Origin of the sequence: Micromonospora sp. NPDC048894, from assembly GCF_040649765.1 — a bacterium.
In the GTDB taxonomy this organism is placed as follows: domain Bacteria; phylum Actinomycetota; class Actinomycetes; order Mycobacteriales; family Micromonosporaceae; genus Micromonospora; species Micromonospora antibiotica.
This window is the reverse complement of the sequence record NZ_JBEZFY010000002.1, coordinates 680,369-696,170: the sequence shown is the minus strand read 5'-3', so window position 1 is coordinate 696,170 and position 15,802 is coordinate 680,369. Positions and strand designations below refer to the sequence as shown.

Sequence of the window (15,802 nt, the reverse complement as noted above, 5' to 3'; positions counted from 1 at the left end):
AATAAATGAGGAGAAGGCCGTGAAGTTCGGAATCATGAACCTGTTCCCGGTGGCCGACGGCGCATCGGACCACCAGGTGCTCCGAGAGACCCTCGACGAGATCCAGCTGGCCGACGAGCTGGGCTTCGACTCGATCTGGCTCGCCGAGCACCACTTCTCGAAGTACGGCATCCTCGGCAGCCCGGTGAACTTCGGCATGGCCGTCGCCGAGCGGACCCGGCAGATCACCATCGGCACCGCCGTCCTGGTCCTCCCGCTGCACCACCCGCTGCGGCTGGCCGAGGACATCGCCGCCCTCGACGTGCTCAGCGGCGGCCGGGTCTCCATCGGCGTCGGCCGCGGCTACCAGCCCGCCGAGTTCGCCGGCTTCGGGGTGCCCCTGGCGGAGTCCAAGCAGCGCTACCAGGAGACCCTGGATATCCTGCGGCTCGCGCTGTCGCAGGAGAACTTCTCCTACCACGGCGAGATCTTCCACTACGACAACGTCACCACCTACCCGAGGCCGTTCACCCCGGGCGGGCCGCCGATCCTGCAGGGCACGGTCTCCCCGGAGAGCTTCCGGGAGCGGGGCGCGGTCGGCGAGTCGATCATCACCTCACCGAACTTCACGCCGTTGGGCATCATGCAGAAGAACTTCGCCCTCTACCGGCAGAGCATGCGGGACAACGGCTTCGACATCTCCACCTACGACCTGCCGTTCATGCAACAGGTCTGGTGCGGCGACAGCGAGGAGGGCCTGCGCGCGGCGGCCCAGGCGGCGATGAACTACTACAAGTCCGTCGGGAAGGTCATCCCCGGCTCGGAGGACGCCATCGCCCAGGAGCGGTCCTACTATGCGGCCGTCGCCAAGAACATCGAACTGCTCACCCTGGAGCAGACGCTGACCCACGGCGGCAACTTCGGCTCCGCCCAGCGCGTCATCGACACCATCGAGATGCTGCGCGAACAGCTCGGCATCAACCACTACATCGGCTGGCTGCGGATCCCGTCCCTGGACCGCAAGGCCGCGCTGCGCTCGATGGAGGAGTTCGCCGACAAGGTCATCCCGCACTTCCGGGCCCAGGACCGCGCCGCCGAGCGGGTAGCCACTCCTGAGGCGGTCGCCGGGTGAAGATCAGCTGCTTCCTGAGCGCCCAGTTCGACCCGTCGGCGTCGGCCACCGAGGGCATCGACGGCGTACTGGCCCAGGCCGCCGCCGCCGAGGCGGCCGGCTTCCACGCCGTCTACCTCGGCCACCACTACCTGGCCCGGTCGGCGTTCGTCCAGCCCATCCCGCTCGCCGGCTACCTCGCCCACGCCACCTCCCGGGTGCGGATCGGGTTCGGGGTCCTGCTGGCCCCGCTGCTGAATCCGGTAGCCCTCGCCGAGGACCTCGCCTCCCTCGACGTGCTCTGCGGCGGCCGGTTGACCGTCGGCATCGGCGCCGGCTACCGCCGCCGCGAGACCACCGCGTTCGGCGTCGCCTGGGAGGACCGGCTGCGCCGACTGCGGGAGTACGTGCCGATGCTGCGCGCCCTGTGGAACGGCGAGACGATCGACGCCGCCGGCAGCTGGGGCGAGGTGCCCGGCGCGTCCCTGGCGCTGCGCCCGGTCCAGCCCGGCGGCCCACCGCTGTGGATCGGCGCGTTCGCCGAACCGGCGATCCGCCGCGCCGCCCGGCTGGACGCCCCATGGCTGATCGGCCCGAAGGGCGACGACGCCGAGCTGGCCCGGATGCTCGGCATCTACCGGGCAGACCTGGCCGAGCGCGGCTTCTCCCTGGACCGGGAGTACCCGATGAGCCGCGAGGCGTACCTCGGCGACAGCTACCCGGCGGCCGTCGCGGCCGTCCGTCCGCACCTGCAACGCCAGTACGCGGGCTACAAGTCGTGGGACGACGCCCAGTCCCTCGACCTCGACCGGTACCTCGCCGAGGACTGCCTGGTCGGCTCGGCCGACGAGATCGTCGCCAAGCTGCGCCGCTGGGAGAGCGAGCTGGGCATCACCGAGGTCTCGCTGCGTCACCAGTTCGTCGGCGCGGGCCAGGACGAGGCGATGGAGCAACTCGCCCGCTTCGGCGCGGAGGTCATCCCGAGGCTCGCCGCGACCGCCCCCGGGGTGACCCGGTGAGCGCCGGTGGTCCAGCGGGCGCCGGTGGCCCGGTGGATGAGGGTGACCCGGTGAGCGCCGGCAACCTGGCCGGCATCCTGGAGGGCCGGTGCGCCGACCGGGCCGACCTACCCGGCCTGTACGGCGAGGACGGCAGGTCGTGGACGTTCGACCAGATCGACCTGCTCGCCGGGGGTGTCGCCGCGGCACTGCGGGCCGAGGGCGTCGGCCCCGGCGACCGGGTCGCCTGCTACCTGACCAACGGGCCCGAGATCGTGTTCCTGCTCTTCGGGGCCTGGAAGATCGGCGCGGTGCCGGTCACCGTCAGCAGCCTCTACAACGCCGCCGAGCTGGCCGAGTCGGTGGCCAAGACCGCGCCCCGGCTGCTACTGGTCGACGACCGTCGCCCCGACGTGGTCGCCGCGTTCCTCGCCGCCCGGGCTGCCGCCGGGGACGCCGCCCGGGCCGCCCCCGGGAACGACGACGCCGACGGCACCGGGGCGGGTGACGTCGCCGCAGGGCCCCCGGTGCGCTCCGTCACGGCGTCGCTGGCCGGGGTGCCGGCGTTGCCGTGGCGGCGGGAGGTGCGGGTCACCGGCGTCGAGGTCGGGCCGGAGGCCGAGGCGTGCATCCTGTTCACCGGCGGCACGACCGGGCGACCGAAGGCGGTCAGTGTCACCCACGGCGGGACGCGGGAGTCGCTGATGCGGCTGGCCCGGGTCACCACCGGCACCGGGGCCGAGGGCACCGCCGCGCCGGACGCCAGGCCGAACCTCATCGCCCTGCCGCTGTTCCACAGTGGCGGCCAGCACGCGCTGCTGTTCGCGTACTTCGTCGGCCGGCCGGCGGTGGTCTGGGAACGCTTCGGCGTCGACCGGCTCGCCGACCTCATGGCGCGGTTCGGGTTCGACAACCTCTTCCTGCTGCCCACCATGGTCTTCGACATCGTGCACGCCGACCGGGACCTGCCGTTCGCCGGGGTCAAGTCGGTCCTGGTGGCCGGGCAGGCGATCTCCTGGCCGGTGCGGCGCGCGTTCGAGGAACGCTACCGGGTGCCCATCCTGGTCAACTACGGCTCGACCGAGGCCGGGCACATCGCCGGCTGGACCGGCCGGGACATGAAGGCCGGCCGGTGGAAGCCCGGCTCCGCCGGGCGGGTCTACCCGGGCGTCGAGCTGGAGATCCGCGACGACGCCGGCACCGCGCTGCCGTCCGGTGCCCAGGGTGAGGTGGTGGTCCGCTCCGCCCTGACCCGGGGGTACGTCGACGACGCCGCCGCCTCGGCCGAGCTGGTCCGCGACGGGTGGGTGCACACCGGCGACATGGGCTACGTCGACGCCGACGGGGTGCTCTTCCTGGTCGGCCGCAAACGGGACATGATCAAGTGCGGGGGTTTCCAGGTCTGGCCCGAGGAGATCGAGGACGAACTGCGGGCCCATCCGCTGGTGCGCGACGTCCGGGTGCTCGGCCGCCCGGACGACCGGCTGGGCGAGATCCCGGTGGCGCTGGTGGTCCGGGCCACCGACGGCACGGTCGACGACACCGACCTTTCCGCGCGGCTCGTCGCGTACGCCCGGGAGCGGCTGGCCCACTTCAAGACCCCCCGGCGCATCGAGTTCGTGCCGGCCCTGGAACGCAGCGCCACCGGCAAGATCAGCCGCGTGGCGGACCCGGCGGCGCAGCCGGCCGGGGCCGGCGCGGCAGCACCGTCGCCCGACCCGACCGACGCCGACCACGCGGCGGCCGCCGCACCGGCGGCGGACAGCGTCGCCTCCGTGGCGGTGTCCCGGCCGCACGACGGCCGGACCAGCCGACCGACAGCTAGGGGGAGCCGATGAGGTTCGGCATCATGGCGTCGCACCAGTATCCGCCCGGCGACGACCTCCGCAGGCACCTCGACGACCTGTTCGGCACGGTCGAGCTGGCCGCGGAGCTGGGCTACGACTCGGTGTGGACGATCAACCACTTCCAGTCCAACCTGGCCACCCCGCAGCCGATCTCGATGCTGGCGAGCCTGATCCCGCGCTCGGGGGAGATGCTGCTCGGCACCGGCATCCTGCTGCTGCCGATGTTCCACCCGGTGCACGTCGCCGAGGAGTTCGCCACCCTGGACCACCTCTCCGGCGGGCGGGTGGTCCTCGGCGTCGGTGCGGGCTACCGGGACAACGAGTTCGCCGCCTTCGGGGTCGACCCGGAGAGCCGGTTCCGCCGCTTCGACGAGAGCCTGCGGCTGATCCGGGCGCTGTGGACCGGAAAGCCGGTCACCCACGACGGGGAGTTCTATCCCCAGGTCGACGCCACCATCGGCATCCCGCCGCTGACCCCGGGCGGCCCACCGATCTGGATCGGCGCCGGGGGCAAGAAGGCGGTCCGTCGGGCCGCCCGGCTCGGTGACGCCTGGTACGCGCCGGGCAACTCCCCGAGCCGCCGGTTCCTGCCCGAGCACCTGGCCGTCTACAACGAGGCGCTGGCCGAGTACGGGCGGGACCCGGCGACGGTGCAGCGGCCCGTCGGCGTGGAGCTGTACTGCGCGCCGAGCACCGAACAGGCCGTCGCGGAGGCGCTACCACACGCCCGGGTCGAGTACTCGACGTACGCCGAGTATCCGGCGCTGCGCTGGCAGCGGGACCGGTTCGACGAACTGGTCCGCAACACGCTGCTGCTGGGCTCGCCCGAATTCCTCGTCGAGCGGATCAGCGCGCTGCGGGACCTGGGCTTCGACCACCTGATCTTCCGTCCCGGGTGGCTCGGGATGCCGACCGACAAGCTCCGCGCCTCGCTGCGGCTGTTCGCCGCCGAGGTGATCCCCGCCTTCCGTCCCACCACCTGACCTAAGGAACCCGCCGTGAAGAAGACCGAAGCCGAGCTGCTGGAAAGCCAGTGGGACGTCGAGAACATGGAGGTCGACCCCGAGGTCCTGGCGAAGTACGTCCGCTACGACGTCGACGAGGAACGGGCCGTCGCCACCATCACCTTCGACCGCCCGGAGCGACTCAACGCCATCCCGGTGGCCGCCTTCGAACGCGTCGGCGACCTGGTGAAGGAGGCCGAGACCGACGACCGGGTCAAGGTCATCGTGTTCACGGGGGAGGGGGAGCACTTCGGCACCGGCGCCGACGCCGCCGAACTCGGCCACTACATCGGCTACAAGACCGGCACCGACAAGGCGTCCCGGCGTCGCCCGGCGCAGCGGCAGCGCATCCTGCCCGACCGCAACGTGCTCAGCTCCGGCTTCACCCGACCGATCATCGAGTCGCTCAAGGCGACCATCTGCCAGGTGCAGGGCTACTGCTACGGCGGGCACTTCCAGATCGCGCTCTCCGCCGACATCGTCATCGCCTCCCCGGACGCCCGGTTCACCCACCCGGCGTTCCGCTACCTCGGTCCCGCCCCGCAGGACATGTACCACTGGATCGAGAAGGTCGGCCTGACCACGATGAAGGACGTCATGCTCACCATGCGGGCGATCGGTGCCGAGGAGGGTGAGCGCAAGGGCCTGGTCACCAAGGTCGTACCCCGTGAGGACCTGCAACGTTGGGTCGACGACTACGCCGACGCGATCGCGGTGATGCCGCTGGACTCGCTGATGATGGGTAAGTCGATGATGCAGGTGGTGATGGAGGCCCGGGGTAAGGGTCTCGGGGCGATGACGGGTTGGGTCGGGCACGGCTGGGCCACCAACGTCAGCTTCGCCGAGGGGGACTGGAACTTCCTCAAGGAGCGCCGGGAGAAGGGCATCGGGCAGGCGCTGGCCGACCGGGACCGGCTCGTCGCCCCGTACTTCCGGCTCAGCGACAGCCGGTCGCGGGAAGAGTAGGCGACGGCGTGAAGTTCGGCATCCTGCTCGACCACCAGTACGCCCCCGGCGACGACCTGGGCCGGCGCATCGGTGAGACCGTCGAGTACGTCCAGCACGTCCGCGACCTGGGCTACGACTCGGTCTTCGGCATCCACCACTACCTGTCGTCGCTGAGCACCCCGCAGCCGCTGCCGCTGCTGAGCCGGCTCATCGACCACTCCGGGACGATGCAACTCGGCACCGGCATCCTCATCCTGCCACTGGGCCACCCGGTGCACTGGGCCGAGGAGATCGCCACCATCGACCAGATGTCCGGTGGCCGGTTCGTCCTGGGCATCGGGTCGGGCTACCGGGACGCCGAGTTCACGTCGTTCGGTATCGAACGGCGCACCCGGGTGTCCCGGATGAACGAGGCCCTCGCCGTGATGCAGCAACTGTGGACCGGGGAGCCGGTGCACCACGAGGGCAAGCACTTCACCCTGGACGGGGTGCGGTGCAGCGTACTGCCGGTGCAGCGCCCGCACCCGCCGGTCTGGGTGGGCGCCAACGGCCCGACCGGCATCGCCCGGATCGCCCGGCAGGGGCTGCCCTGGCTGGCCCCGTCCAACGTGCGCCGCAACTGGGCCGTCGGCAACCTGGCCGACTACCGCGAACAGCGACGGGCCGCCGGCTTCGACGAACGGGACGCGGTCTTCCCGATCCACCGGGACCTGTGCGTGGCCGACTCCGCCGAGGCGGCGTTCGCCGTTGCCGGTGAACAGGTGAAACGCTCCTACGGCGAGTACGTCCAGTACGGCATGGACTTCTTCGAGTCGCAGTGGGACGCGATCAAGGAAAAGGCGCTCTTCTTCGGCTCGCCCGACGACATCGCCGCCAAGATCCAGGATTTCGCCGACGCCGGCTACAACCACTTCGTGTTCCGGGCCCAGTGGCTCGGCCTGCCGATCGAACGGTCGATGGAGATCGTCGAGCGGTTCGCCCGCGAGGTCATGCCGAGGTTCCGCCCATGAGGATCGGTCACGTGATCGTCCCCGCCGACGACCTGGACGCCCAACTAGCCTTCTACACCGCGCTCGGGTTGACCGTGAAGTTCCGCGACGGCGACCGGTACGCCGCGGTCACCGACGGCACGGTCACCATCGGCCTCGCCGACGCCACCCAGCAACCCGTCGCCGGCCGCACCGTGCTCAGCATCCAGGTCGACGACCTCGACGCCTGCCTGGCCCACCTGATCGCCGCCGGCGCCACCGCCACCGACCCGGTGACCGGCCCCCACGAACGCCGGGCCCTGGTCACCGACCCCACCGGCACCCCCCTGACCCTCTACCAACCCCACCCCTGACCACCCCAAACCCACCCCACCCCAAACCCACCCCCACCCCGCTCCTGCTCCGGTGATCAAGAGAAAAGCGTCAGGAATGATCTCCACGATGACGTAAACCTCTTGATCAACTGACGCAAATCTCTTGATCACCGCGACGGCGGGGCAGGGCGTGGGGCGGGAGGGAGGGCCGGCGGGACGGAGATCGGGACTGTGTGGGGCGGGCGGTGGGACGAGAAGGAGACGTACGTGAGTGTGAGTGACGAGCTGCGGGACCGTACCGTCGGCGTGCTCGGCGGGACCGGGCCGCAGGGGCGGGGGTTGGCCCGGCGCTTCGGGGCGGCCGGGTTGGACGTCGTGCTGGGGTCGCGGGACGCCGGGCGGGCCGCGCAGACGGCCGCCGGGTTGCCCGGCCGGGTCCGGGGCGGGTCGAACGCCGACGCCGCCGCGCAGGCCGACATCGTGGTGGTCGCGGTGCCGTGGGACGGGCATGCCGAACTGCTCACCACGCTCGCCCCGGCGCTGGCCGGGAAGATCGTCGTGGACTGCGTGAACCCGCTGGGCTTCGACAAGCAGGGTGCCTATGCCCTGCCCGTCCCGGAGGGCTCCGCCGCCCAGCAGGCCGCCGCGATCCTCACCGGGTCGCGGGTCGTCGCCGCGTTCCACCACGTCTCCGCCGTACTCCTGGAGGACCCGGATCTCGACACGGTCGACACCGACGTGCTGGTGCTCGGCGACGACCGGGAGGCCACCGACCTGGTCCGGGCGCTCGCCGACACCATTCCGGGGGTACGGGGCGTGTATGGCGGGCGGCTGCGCAACGCGCACCAGGTCGAGGCGTTCACCGCCAACCTCATCTCGGTCAACCGGCGCTACCGCGCCCACGCGGGCCTGCGGATCACCGACGTGTGATCCGGTCCGGGCAGAGGGAGCAGACGGCACCGATCTCCCCCGGACCACCGCAGGGGTCACGGTCACTCGGTTGACCCCTGCACCCGGTCCGTCGACCCCGTCGGTCCTTGACCCCGTCGGTCCGTCGACCCCTGCACCCGGTCCGTCGGTCCGTCGACCCCGTCGGTGAGGTACCCCCGTCGGTCAGGTGACCCCACCCGTCGACCCGCCGGTTCGCTGGCCCCGGCGTTGCGTGTCCGCATCGGGGCGGCGCGGGCGACGGGGTCGCTCAGTACGCGTAGGTGACCGAGACGGTGGCGTTGGGGCAGCCGCCGGCCAGGCTGGTCAGGGCGCTCCTCTCGACGCTGTCCACGGTGAGCCGCCAGCGGATCTTGGTGGCCACCCATTCGGTGACGTACCGGCACCGGGCGGCGGCGTACGGCGGCAGCCAGCTGGCCGGGTCCTGGTCGCCCTTGGACTGGTTGACGTTGTCGGTGACGGCGGCCAGCGGGCGGCTGTCGCCGAGATCGTTGGCGTACGCCTGGCGGCGGCTGGTGCTCCAGGTACGCGCGCCGGAGTCCCACGCCTCGGCCAACGGCACCATGTGGTCGATGTCGAGGTCACCGGTGGCGGTCCAGGAGGCGTCGTCGTAGTAGGAGTACCAGCGTCCCCCGGTCAACGTGCAGGTGCCGGTGACGGTGGGCGCGCTGACCGCCTCGGCGAGCAGCACCTCGTTGCGGGTGGTGCAGCCGTCGCCGTCGGCGTCGATCCAGTGCGGGAAGAGGTCGCGGCTGTAGCCGGTGCGGTTCTCGGCGGCGACGGGCAGGCCGGCGACGGCGGTGGTCAGCGGGGCGGAGTAGCCGGCGGCCTCGGCGGGGTGGGCGAGGCCGAGCGTGGCGGCGAGGACCGCGGTGGGGATGGTCGCGGCGGCACGCAGGCGTCGGTTCATGGGTGCTCCGTCCGGTCAGATGCGGCTCCGTTGCCACATGTATAGACGGAAGTCGAATGGTCGGTCTACCGGTCGTTGCGTGAACGGTGGCGGAAATCGCCGGTCAGCGTCGGGCCGGCAGCCGACCCAGCTTGTCCGGGTTGACCACCAGCAGGAGCCGTTCGATGCCCCGGGCCGAGGTGTCCACCGTGATCAGGGTGACCGGGCGGTCGGTGGCGACCAGTACCGCCGGGCCGCCGTTGACCTCGACCAGGTCGACCGTCGTCGCCCGCCAGTACTTGCGTCGCACGTTGTCCAGGAAGTTCGTCACCCGGGCCACCCCGCACACGTCCAAGCGGGCCGCGTGCACCCGGCCGCCGCCGTCGGCACGGGCCACCACGTCGGCGGTGAGCAACCGTTCCAACGTGGTCAGGTCGCCGTCGCGGGCCGCGCCGAGGAACGCCCGCGTCAGCTGCCGCCGTCGCTGCGGCGGGGCGGGCGCGGACCCCGCCACGGCAAGGTGCCGCCGGGCCCGACTGGCCAGCTGCCGGGCGTTCGGCTCCGACGTGCCGAGCACCTCGGCGATCTCCCGGTACGGGTAGTCGAACGCCTCGCGCAGCACGTACGCGGCCCGTTCGGCGGGAGCCAGCCGTTCCAACAGCAACAGCACCGCCACGTCCAACGCGGCCGCCCGTTCCGCACCGAGGGTCGGGTCGGCACTCGTGTCGACCGGCTCGGGCAACCACGGCCCCACGTACGTCTCCCGGGTGGCGCGGGCGGAGGTGGCCGCGTTCACCGCCAGCCGGGTGGTCGTCGTGGTGAGGAAGGCCGCCGGGTTGCGTACCCCGCTGCGGTCGGTGCCCTGCCAGCGCAGCCACGCCTCCTGCACCACGTCCTCGGCTTCGACGACGCTGCCCAGCATCCGGTAGGCCAGCCCGAACAGCCTCGGCCGCACGTCGAGGAACGCGGCCAGGTCGGCCGCCGCGACGGCCGGTGGCTCGTCGGCGGCGGCCCCGGTCGTCATGGACCCACCGTATGCGGTACGCCGCAGGGGCCCGACGTCACCCGACGCCGGGCCCCCGCAACGGGTCAGCGTGCGCGCCACTGCGCCAACCGGGTGCCACCGGTACGGGCGGCGTCGCCGAGCGGGACCAGCGACTGCTCCGCCAGCAACGCCCCGAAGTAGCGCCCCTGCGGGTCGGTGACCACCGGCCGGGGGTCACCGGCGGCGGTCAGCGTCTCCCGGCCCAGCTCGTCCAGGCGCAACCGCTGCGGCCCGGCCAGCTCCACGATCCCGTCGACCGGTGCGCCGGCCGCGATCTCGGCCAGCGCCGTCACCACGTCGTCGGCGGCGATCGGCTGGATCAGCGCGGGCGGCAGGCGTACCTCGTCGCCCGCCACGGCGGACTCGACGATGGCCGGCACGAACTCGAAGAACTGGGTGGCGCGCACCACCGTCCACGGGATGTCCGCCCCGGCGATCAGCGCCTCCTGCGCCACCTTGGCCCGCATGTAGCCGCTGTCCGGGATGCGGTCGGCGCCGACGATCGACAGCGCCACGTGGTGCCGTACGCCGGCCTTCGCCTCCGCCTCCAGCAGGGTGCGGGTGGACGTCTCGAAGAACGTCAGGACGGCGGTCTCCTCGAACGACGGCGAGTTCGACACGTCCACCACGACGTCGGCGCCGTCGAGCGCCTCGGCCACCCCCGCGCCGGTGAGCGTGTCCACCCCGGTACGGGGGGAGGCGGCCACCGTGTCGTGGCCCTGCTGCCCGAGCAGCGCCACCAGCCTGCTGCCGATCAGTCCGCTGCCCCCGATGACGACGATCTTCATGGTCGGTCCACTCCCTGTCTGCCCGTGGCGGTCCCACCGCCCCTGCACCACCAACGACCGGGCAGACCCCCGATCCGTGACAACTCCGGCCCGGCACGCCGTCCACCTGGCGGTTTGCCTACCGCAGCCGGGCCGCCGACGCCACCCACGCGGGTCGCTGGCCTGCGGTCACCCGTCCGTCGCCGGGCTGCTGCACCGGTCACCCCCGTCCGTCGCCGGGCCACCCCGCCGGGCATCCCGTCCGTCGCGGGGATGCCGTGCTGTGTTCCGTCGGCTGTTCGCGCACCGGGTAGCGTTCCCGCGGTGGGTGCGCCGGCACCCGGGTGAGGAGACACCATGGCGGGCACGACGACGGTGGAGGTTCCGACCAGTGACGGCGCGGCCGAGGCGTACCTGGCCCGGCCGGACGGGGACGGGCCGTTCCCGGCGGTGCTGTTCTTCATGGACGCCTTCGGGTTGCGTCCCCGGCTCGCCGAGATGGCCGAGCGGATCGCCGCGCAGGGGTACCTGGTGCTCGTGCCGAACCTGTTCCACCGCGCCGGTCCGATGCCGCGCGTCGACCTCGCCGACCTGGCCGATCCGCAGCGGCGCGGCGAGCTGTTCGGCCGGATCGTGCCGCTGATCACCGCGCTGACCCCGGAGCTGGTGGCCCGGGACGCCGGGGCCTACCTGGACTTCCTCGCCGCCCGCGACGACGTCGCGGCCGGGCCGGTGGCGATCGTGGGGTACTGCATGGGTGGTACCAACGCGTTGCGCGCGATCGAGGCGCATCCGGACCGGATCGCGGCGCTGGCCAGCTTCCATGCCGGCCGGGTCGTCACCGACGCGCCGGACAGCCCGCACCGGGGAGTCGGCACGGTCACCGGTGAGCTGTACTTCGCCCACGCCGACCGGGACGATTCGATGACCGCCGACGACATCGCGGCGTTGGAGGGGGCGCTCGACGCCGCCGGGGTCGCCTACCGCTCCGAGGTGTACGCCGGAGCCCCGCACGGCTTCACGATGGCCGACACCGCCATGTACGACGAACAGGCCGCCGAGCGGCACTGGACGGCGTTGTTCGACCTGTTGGAACGGACCTTCCGGGGATCGGCGCGGCGTTCGGATGACGGTCCCCACGCGAGCGCATGACAGTCGCGTGACATTTGGTTCGTGGCGTCCCGCCGTGGTTTCACCGCCCGCCCACCCGGGGCAGAGTCCAGGTCGACAGCGACTCGCGGAGGGACGACACACGTGGAAGTACAGGGCTTCTTCACCGCCATCATCATCGGTCTGATCATCGGTGCCCTGGGTCGCCTCGTGGTGCCCGGGAAGCAGAAGATCTCGATCCTGCTGACCCTGGCCATCGGCGTGGTGGCCGCGATCCTCGGCACCCTGCTCGCCGGCGCGCTCGGGGTGGACGACACCGGGGGCATCGACTGGATCGAGCTGTTCCTCCAGGTGGCCTTCGCGGCCGGCGGCGTCGCCGTTCTCGCCGGCACGTACGGCCGACGTCGGCACTGACCCGCACCCCCTCGCGTCGGCCCGCCCTCTCCCCGGGGCGGGCCGACGCGGCCGTTGCGGGCGGGTGGCGGTTCGGGTACCCCCGGGGGTATGTTGGTGGCAGGAGGTGCACCGTGAAACTGCGACCGGAGATGACCGGCGACGCGTTGACCCGGCTCAAGCGGGCCCGGGGTCAGCTCAACGCCGTGATCGAGATGATGGAGAACGGCGAGGACTGCCGGGAGGCGTTGACCCAGCTCGCGGCGGTCTCCAAGGCCATCGACCGGGCCGGTTTCAAGATCATCGCCTCCGGGATGCGGCACTGCGACGCGGCGCGTGGGCGCGGTGAGACTCCCGAGATGACCGAGGCCGAGCTGGAGAAGCTCTTCCTGGCGCTGGCCTGACCCACGAACGGCACCCCGCCCGGCCCGCCTGAGCGCGCTCCGGGCGGGTACTCCGTACCCCGGAACACGAACACCCGTCTGTCCGTTACATACCCCCAGGGGTATAAGTGAAAAGAGAGGTTTGTCATGACTGTTGAGGTGGCGGTGCTCAGCACGTCCTCCCTCGGCGACCGCAGCTACCTGGCCTCCGACGGCCAGGTGGCGGTCGTGGTCGACCCGCAGCGCGACGTCGACCGCATCCTGCGCCTGGCCGGCCAGCGCGACGTCCGGATCACCCACGTGGTGGAGACCCACCTGCACAACGACTACGTCTCCGGCGGCCGGGAACTCGCCCGGCTCACCGGGGCCGAATACCTGGTGGCCGCCGCCGACCAGGTCGGATTCCCCCGGACCCCGGTCGACGACGGCGACGAGGTGCCCGTGTCGGACACCCTGCGGCTGCGGGTGGTCGCCACCCCCGGCCACACCTTCCACCACCTGTCGTACGTCCTGGACACCGCCACCGACGACGGCTGGCAGCCGGTCGGCGTGTTCACCGGCGGCTCCCTGCTGTTCGGCACCACCGGCCGCACCGACCTGCTCGGCCAGCAGCACGCCCACGAACTCGCCCACCGCCAGCACACCTCCGCCCGACGGCTGGCCGACCTGCTGCCCGACGGCACCCAGGTCTGGCCCACCCACGGCTTCGGCAGCTTCTGCTCCGCCACCCAGGCCGACGCCCCCGACTCCACCATCGGCCGGGAACGGCAGGTCAACCCGGTGCTCCGGCTCGCCGCCGACGACTTCGTCACCGACATCCTGGCCGGCCTGGACGCCCACCCGGCGTACTACGCGCACATGGGGGCCATCAACGCCGCCGGTGCGCCGCCGATCGACCTCACCCCGGCGACCCGCGCCGACGCCGGGCAACTGCGCGAACGGATCGCCGCCGGGCAATGGGTGGTCGACCTGCGGCACCGCAAGGCGTACGCCGCCGCGCACCTGGCCGGCACGGTCAGCCTCGGCCTCGACGGGCCGATGTCCACCTGGCTCGGTTGGCTGATCGACTGGGGCACCCCGCTCACCCTGCTCGCCGAGACCCCGGAACAGGTCGCCGAGGCCCAGCGGGAACTGGCCCGCATCGGCATCGACCGGCCTGCCGCCCAGGCCACCGGTGGCCCCGAGCGGTGGGCCGCCGACCCCGGACAGCTCCGCGAGCAGCCCGTCGCCGACTTCGCGGCCCTGGCCGCCGCCCGCGTCGGGAACCCGCCCGCCGGGCTGCCCGCCCCGCAGGTCGTCCTGGACGTGCGGATGACCAACGAGTGGACGGCCGGGCACCTCACCGACGCCGTACACGTCCCGCTGCCCGAACTGTCGGCGCGGCTCGCCGAGATTCCCCCCGGCGTGATCTGGGTGCACTGCGGCTCCGGCTACCGGGCCAGTGCCGCCGCGTCCCTGCTGGCCAACGCCGGCCGGACGGTGGTCGTCGTCGACGACCGGTTCGACCGGGCCGCGCCGGCCGGCCTCACCCTCACCACCCCCGCCTGAGACCCCGGCGAACCCGAAACGAGGAGAGATGGACCCCACCGACCCCACCCGCGAGGCCACCGTCGACACCGACACCCTGCGTGCCCTGGTCGACTCCGGCCGGGCACCCCGGCTGCTGGACGTCCGCACCCCGGCCGAGTTCGAGACCGCGCACATTCCCGGCGCCTACAACGTTCCGCTCGACCTGCTCCGCGAGCACCGCGACGAACTGCGGCGACACCTCGACGAGGAGGTGGTGCTGGTCTGCCGCTCCGGCGCACGGGCCGGCCAGGCCGGTCAGGCGCTCGCCGCCGCCGGGCTACCCCACCTGCGGGTCCTCGACGGCGGCATGCTCGCCTGGGAGAAGACCTCCGCACCGGTCCGGCGGGGCACCCCGCGCTGGGACCTGGAACGGCAGGTACGCCTCGTCGCCGGGTCGATCGTGCTGGTCAGCGTCCTCGGTTCGGTGCTGGTGCCGGGCCTGAAGTGGGTCGCCGCGCTGATCGGCGGCGGGCTCACCGTCGCCGCCCTCACCGACACCTGTGCCATGGGCATGCTGCTGGGCCGGCTGCCGTACAACCGGGGTGCCGGATGCGACCTGGACGGTGTCGTCGCCCAGCTGCGCGGTGACACCGGACGGCAGGGGTGAGCGCCACCCTGCTGCTGACCGTCGGGTTGGCCGTGCTGATCGGGGTCAGCCTCGGCCTGCTGGGCGGCGGCGGCTCCATCCTGGCCGTGCCGCTGCTGGTCTACGTCGCCGACCTGCCCGTACGGGAGGCCATCGCCACCTCCCTGCTCGTCGTCGGTGTCACCAGCCTCGTCGGGGTGCTGCCGCACGCCCGGGCGCACCGGGTCCGCTGGCGTACCGGGCTGGTGTTCGGGCTCGCCGGCATGGCCGGGGCGTACGCCGGTGGGCGGCTTTCCGGTCACCTCCCGCCGACGCTCCTGCTCACCGGCTTCGCGGTGCTGATGCTGGCCACCGCCGCCGCCATGATCCGGGGTCGACGCACCACCGGGAAGACGGCCGGACCGCGCGAGCTGCCCCTGGCCCGGGTGCTCGCCGACGGGGCGGTGGTCGGGCTGGCCACCGGCCTCGTCGGGGCGGGCGGGGGATTCCTCGTGGTGCCCGCGCTGGCCCTGCTCGGCGGCCTGCCCGTGCCGGTCGCGATCGGCACCTCGCTGCTGGTCATCGCGATGAAGTCGTTCGCCGGCCTCGCCGGCTACCTCTGGACCGTCGACATCAACTGGCCGCTGGCGGCCGCCGTCACCGTGGCCGCCGTGCTCGGCAGCCTGCTCGGCGGGCTGCTCACCAGCCGGGTGCCGGCCGACGTGCTGCGCCGGTCGTTCGGCTGGTTCGTGCTGGTCATGGGCGGCTTCGTGCTGGTCCGGCAGATGCCCGGCGGGGTGCGGGCCGACCCGGCGCTCTGGACCGGGCTGGCCGGCCTCACGGTCGGTGCGGTGCTCGCCGCGCTGGCCTGTGCCCGCCGGTCGCCCGGCGCACCGGTCGGCGTCGACCGGGGGTCGACCCGACCCGCCGGCTGACCACCCCG

17 protein-coding genes are annotated in these 15,802 nt (G+C 72.6%); 14 read left to right on the top strand and 3 right to left on the bottom strand.

Going from position 1 to position 15,802, the window contains the following annotated elements; genetic code table 11:
* The first annotated feature begins 19 nt into the window (after positions 1-19).
* The 8 genes from AB0C22_RS06955 (at position 20) to npdG (ending at position 8,120) form a co-directional block, all read left to right on the top strand.
* Positions 20-1,111, top strand: a complete 1,092-nt coding sequence (locus AB0C22_RS06955) for an LLM class flavin-dependent oxidoreductase (RefSeq protein ID WP_357017981.1) — start codon at positions 20-22, stop codon at positions 1,109-1,111.
* Positions 1,108-2,109: an LLM class flavin-dependent oxidoreductase gene (locus tag AB0C22_RS06950; protein WP_357533927.1), complete on the top strand. Its 1,002-nt coding sequence runs from the start codon at positions 1,108-1,110 to the stop codon at positions 2,107-2,109. The genes AB0C22_RS06955 and AB0C22_RS06950 overlap by 4 nt, the downstream gene beginning before the upstream one ends.
* 50 nt (positions 2,110-2,159) lie before the next feature.
* Positions 2,160-3,926: an AMP-binding protein gene (locus AB0C22_RS06945; protein ID WP_357533925.1), complete on the top strand. Its 1,767-nt coding sequence runs from the start codon at positions 2,160-2,162 to the stop codon at positions 3,924-3,926.
* Positions 3,923-4,918, top strand: coding sequence for an LLM class flavin-dependent oxidoreductase (locus AB0C22_RS06940; protein ID WP_357533923.1), 996 nt, complete (start codon positions 3,923-3,925; stop codon positions 4,916-4,918). The genes AB0C22_RS06945 and AB0C22_RS06940 overlap by 4 nt, the downstream gene beginning before the upstream one ends.
* A 15-nt stretch (positions 4,919-4,933) precedes the next feature.
* Positions 4,934-5,905 carry an enoyl-CoA hydratase/isomerase family protein gene (locus AB0C22_RS06935; protein ID WP_208566406.1) on the top strand — a complete coding sequence of 324 codons (972 nt, stop codon included), beginning with the start codon at positions 4,934-4,936 and terminating at the stop codon, positions 5,903-5,905.
* An 8-nt stretch (positions 5,906-5,913) separates the two neighbouring features.
* Positions 5,914-6,897: an LLM class flavin-dependent oxidoreductase gene (locus tag AB0C22_RS06930; protein ID WP_357533921.1), complete on the top strand. Its 984-nt coding sequence runs from the start codon at positions 5,914-5,916 to the stop codon at positions 6,895-6,897.
* The gene (locus AB0C22_RS06925; RefSeq protein WP_219460814.1) at positions 6,894-7,229 is read left to right on the top strand and encodes a VOC family protein; all 336 of its coding nucleotides are present in this window, start codon (positions 6,894-6,896) and stop codon (positions 7,227-7,229) included. The genes AB0C22_RS06930 and AB0C22_RS06925 overlap by 4 nt, the downstream gene beginning before the upstream one ends.
* Before the next feature lie 228 nt (positions 7,230-7,457).
* Entirely contained in the window at positions 7,458-8,120 is a 663-nt protein-coding gene (gene npdG / locus AB0C22_RS06920) for an NADPH-dependent F420 reductase (RefSeq protein ID WP_219460834.1), read from the top strand.
* A 268-nt stretch (positions 8,121-8,388) separates the two neighbouring features.
* On the opposite strand, the gene AB0C22_RS06915 is transcribed toward npdG, so the two are convergent.
* The 3 genes from AB0C22_RS06915 to AB0C22_RS06905 all read right to left on the bottom strand — a co-directional run bounded on the left by AB0C22_RS06915 (position 8,389) and on the right by AB0C22_RS06905 (position 10,860).
* On the bottom strand, positions 8,389-9,048 hold the full coding sequence (locus tag AB0C22_RS06915) for an HNH endonuclease family protein (RefSeq protein WP_208566402.1): 660 nt from the start codon (positions 9,046-9,048) through the stop codon (positions 8,389-8,391).
* Between the two features lie 103 nt (positions 9,049-9,151).
* Entirely contained in the window at positions 9,152-10,051 is a 900-nt protein-coding gene (locus AB0C22_RS06910; RefSeq protein ID WP_219460839.1) for an RNA polymerase sigma-70 factor, read from the bottom strand.
* A gap of 65 nt (positions 10,052-10,116) precedes the next feature.
* A complete protein-coding gene (locus AB0C22_RS06905; RefSeq protein ID WP_219460842.1) occupies positions 10,117-10,860 on the bottom strand; it encodes an SDR family oxidoreductase in 744 nt (247 codons plus the stop codon).
* A gap of 336 nt (positions 10,861-11,196) precedes the next feature.
* Between AB0C22_RS06905 and AB0C22_RS06900 the strand changes: the two genes are divergently transcribed.
* The 6 genes from AB0C22_RS06900 (at position 11,197) to AB0C22_RS06875 (ending at position 15,794) form a co-directional block, all read left to right on the top strand.
* Positions 11,197-11,991 carry a dienelactone hydrolase family protein gene (locus AB0C22_RS06900; protein ID WP_357533917.1) on the top strand — a complete coding sequence of 265 codons (795 nt, stop codon included), beginning with the start codon at positions 11,197-11,199 and terminating at the stop codon, positions 11,989-11,991.
* 102 nt (positions 11,992-12,093) lie between these two features.
* Entirely contained in the window at positions 12,094-12,363 is a 270-nt protein-coding gene (locus tag AB0C22_RS06895; RefSeq protein WP_357533916.1) for a GlsB/YeaQ/YmgE family stress response membrane protein, read from the top strand.
* A gap of 113 nt (positions 12,364-12,476) precedes the next feature.
* Positions 12,477-12,746, top strand: coding sequence for a metal-sensitive transcriptional regulator (locus AB0C22_RS06890; protein WP_204926517.1), 270 nt, complete (start codon positions 12,477-12,479; stop codon positions 12,744-12,746).
* 126 nt (positions 12,747-12,872) lie between these two features.
* Positions 12,873-14,273 carry an MBL fold metallo-hydrolase gene (locus AB0C22_RS06885; protein ID WP_357533914.1) on the top strand — a complete coding sequence of 467 codons (1,401 nt, stop codon included), beginning with the start codon at positions 12,873-12,875 and terminating at the stop codon, positions 14,271-14,273.
* Positions 14,274-14,301: 28 nt separating this feature from the next.
* The gene (locus tag AB0C22_RS06880) at positions 14,302-14,901 is read left to right on the top strand and encodes a rhodanese-like domain-containing protein (RefSeq protein ID WP_357017947.1); all 600 of its coding nucleotides are present in this window, start codon (positions 14,302-14,304) and stop codon (positions 14,899-14,901) included.
* Positions 14,898-15,794 (top strand): sulfite exporter TauE/SafE family protein, encoded by an 897-nt coding sequence (locus tag AB0C22_RS06875; RefSeq protein ID WP_357533912.1) that lies wholly within the window; start codon positions 14,898-14,900, stop codon positions 15,792-15,794. The genes AB0C22_RS06880 and AB0C22_RS06875 overlap by 4 nt, the downstream gene beginning before the upstream one ends.
* Positions 15,795-15,802 lie beyond the last annotated feature (8 nt).

Excerpts from the sequence above, each read along its gene's own strand:
- AB0C22_RS06940 (WP_357533923.1), top strand. The coding sequence starts at position 3,923 with ATGAGGTTCGGCATCATGGCGTCGCACCAGTATCCGCCCGGCGACGAC.
- AB0C22_RS06925 (WP_219460814.1), top strand. The coding sequence starts at position 6,894 with ATGAGGATCGGTCACGTGATCGTCCCCGCCGACGACCTGGACGCCCAA.
- AB0C22_RS06915 (WP_208566402.1), bottom strand. The coding sequence starts at position 9,048 with ATGAACCGACGCCTGCGTGCCGCCGCGACCATCCCCACCGCGGTCCTC.
- AB0C22_RS06910 (WP_219460839.1), bottom strand. The coding sequence starts at position 10,051 with ATGACGACCGGGGCCGCCGCCGACGAGCCACCGGCCGTCGCGGCGGCC.
- AB0C22_RS06905 (WP_219460842.1), bottom strand. The coding sequence starts at position 10,860 with ATGAAGATCGTCGTCATCGGGGGCAGCGGACTGATCGGCAGCAGGCTG.
- AB0C22_RS06900 (WP_357533917.1), top strand. The coding sequence starts at position 11,197 with ATGGCGGGCACGACGACGGTGGAGGTTCCGACCAGTGACGGCGCGGCC.
- AB0C22_RS06885 (WP_357533914.1), top strand. The coding sequence starts at position 12,873 with ATGACTGTTGAGGTGGCGGTGCTCAGCACGTCCTCCCTCGGCGACCGC.
- AB0C22_RS06880 (WP_357017947.1), top strand. The coding sequence starts at position 14,302 with ATGGACCCCACCGACCCCACCCGCGAGGCCACCGTCGACACCGACACC.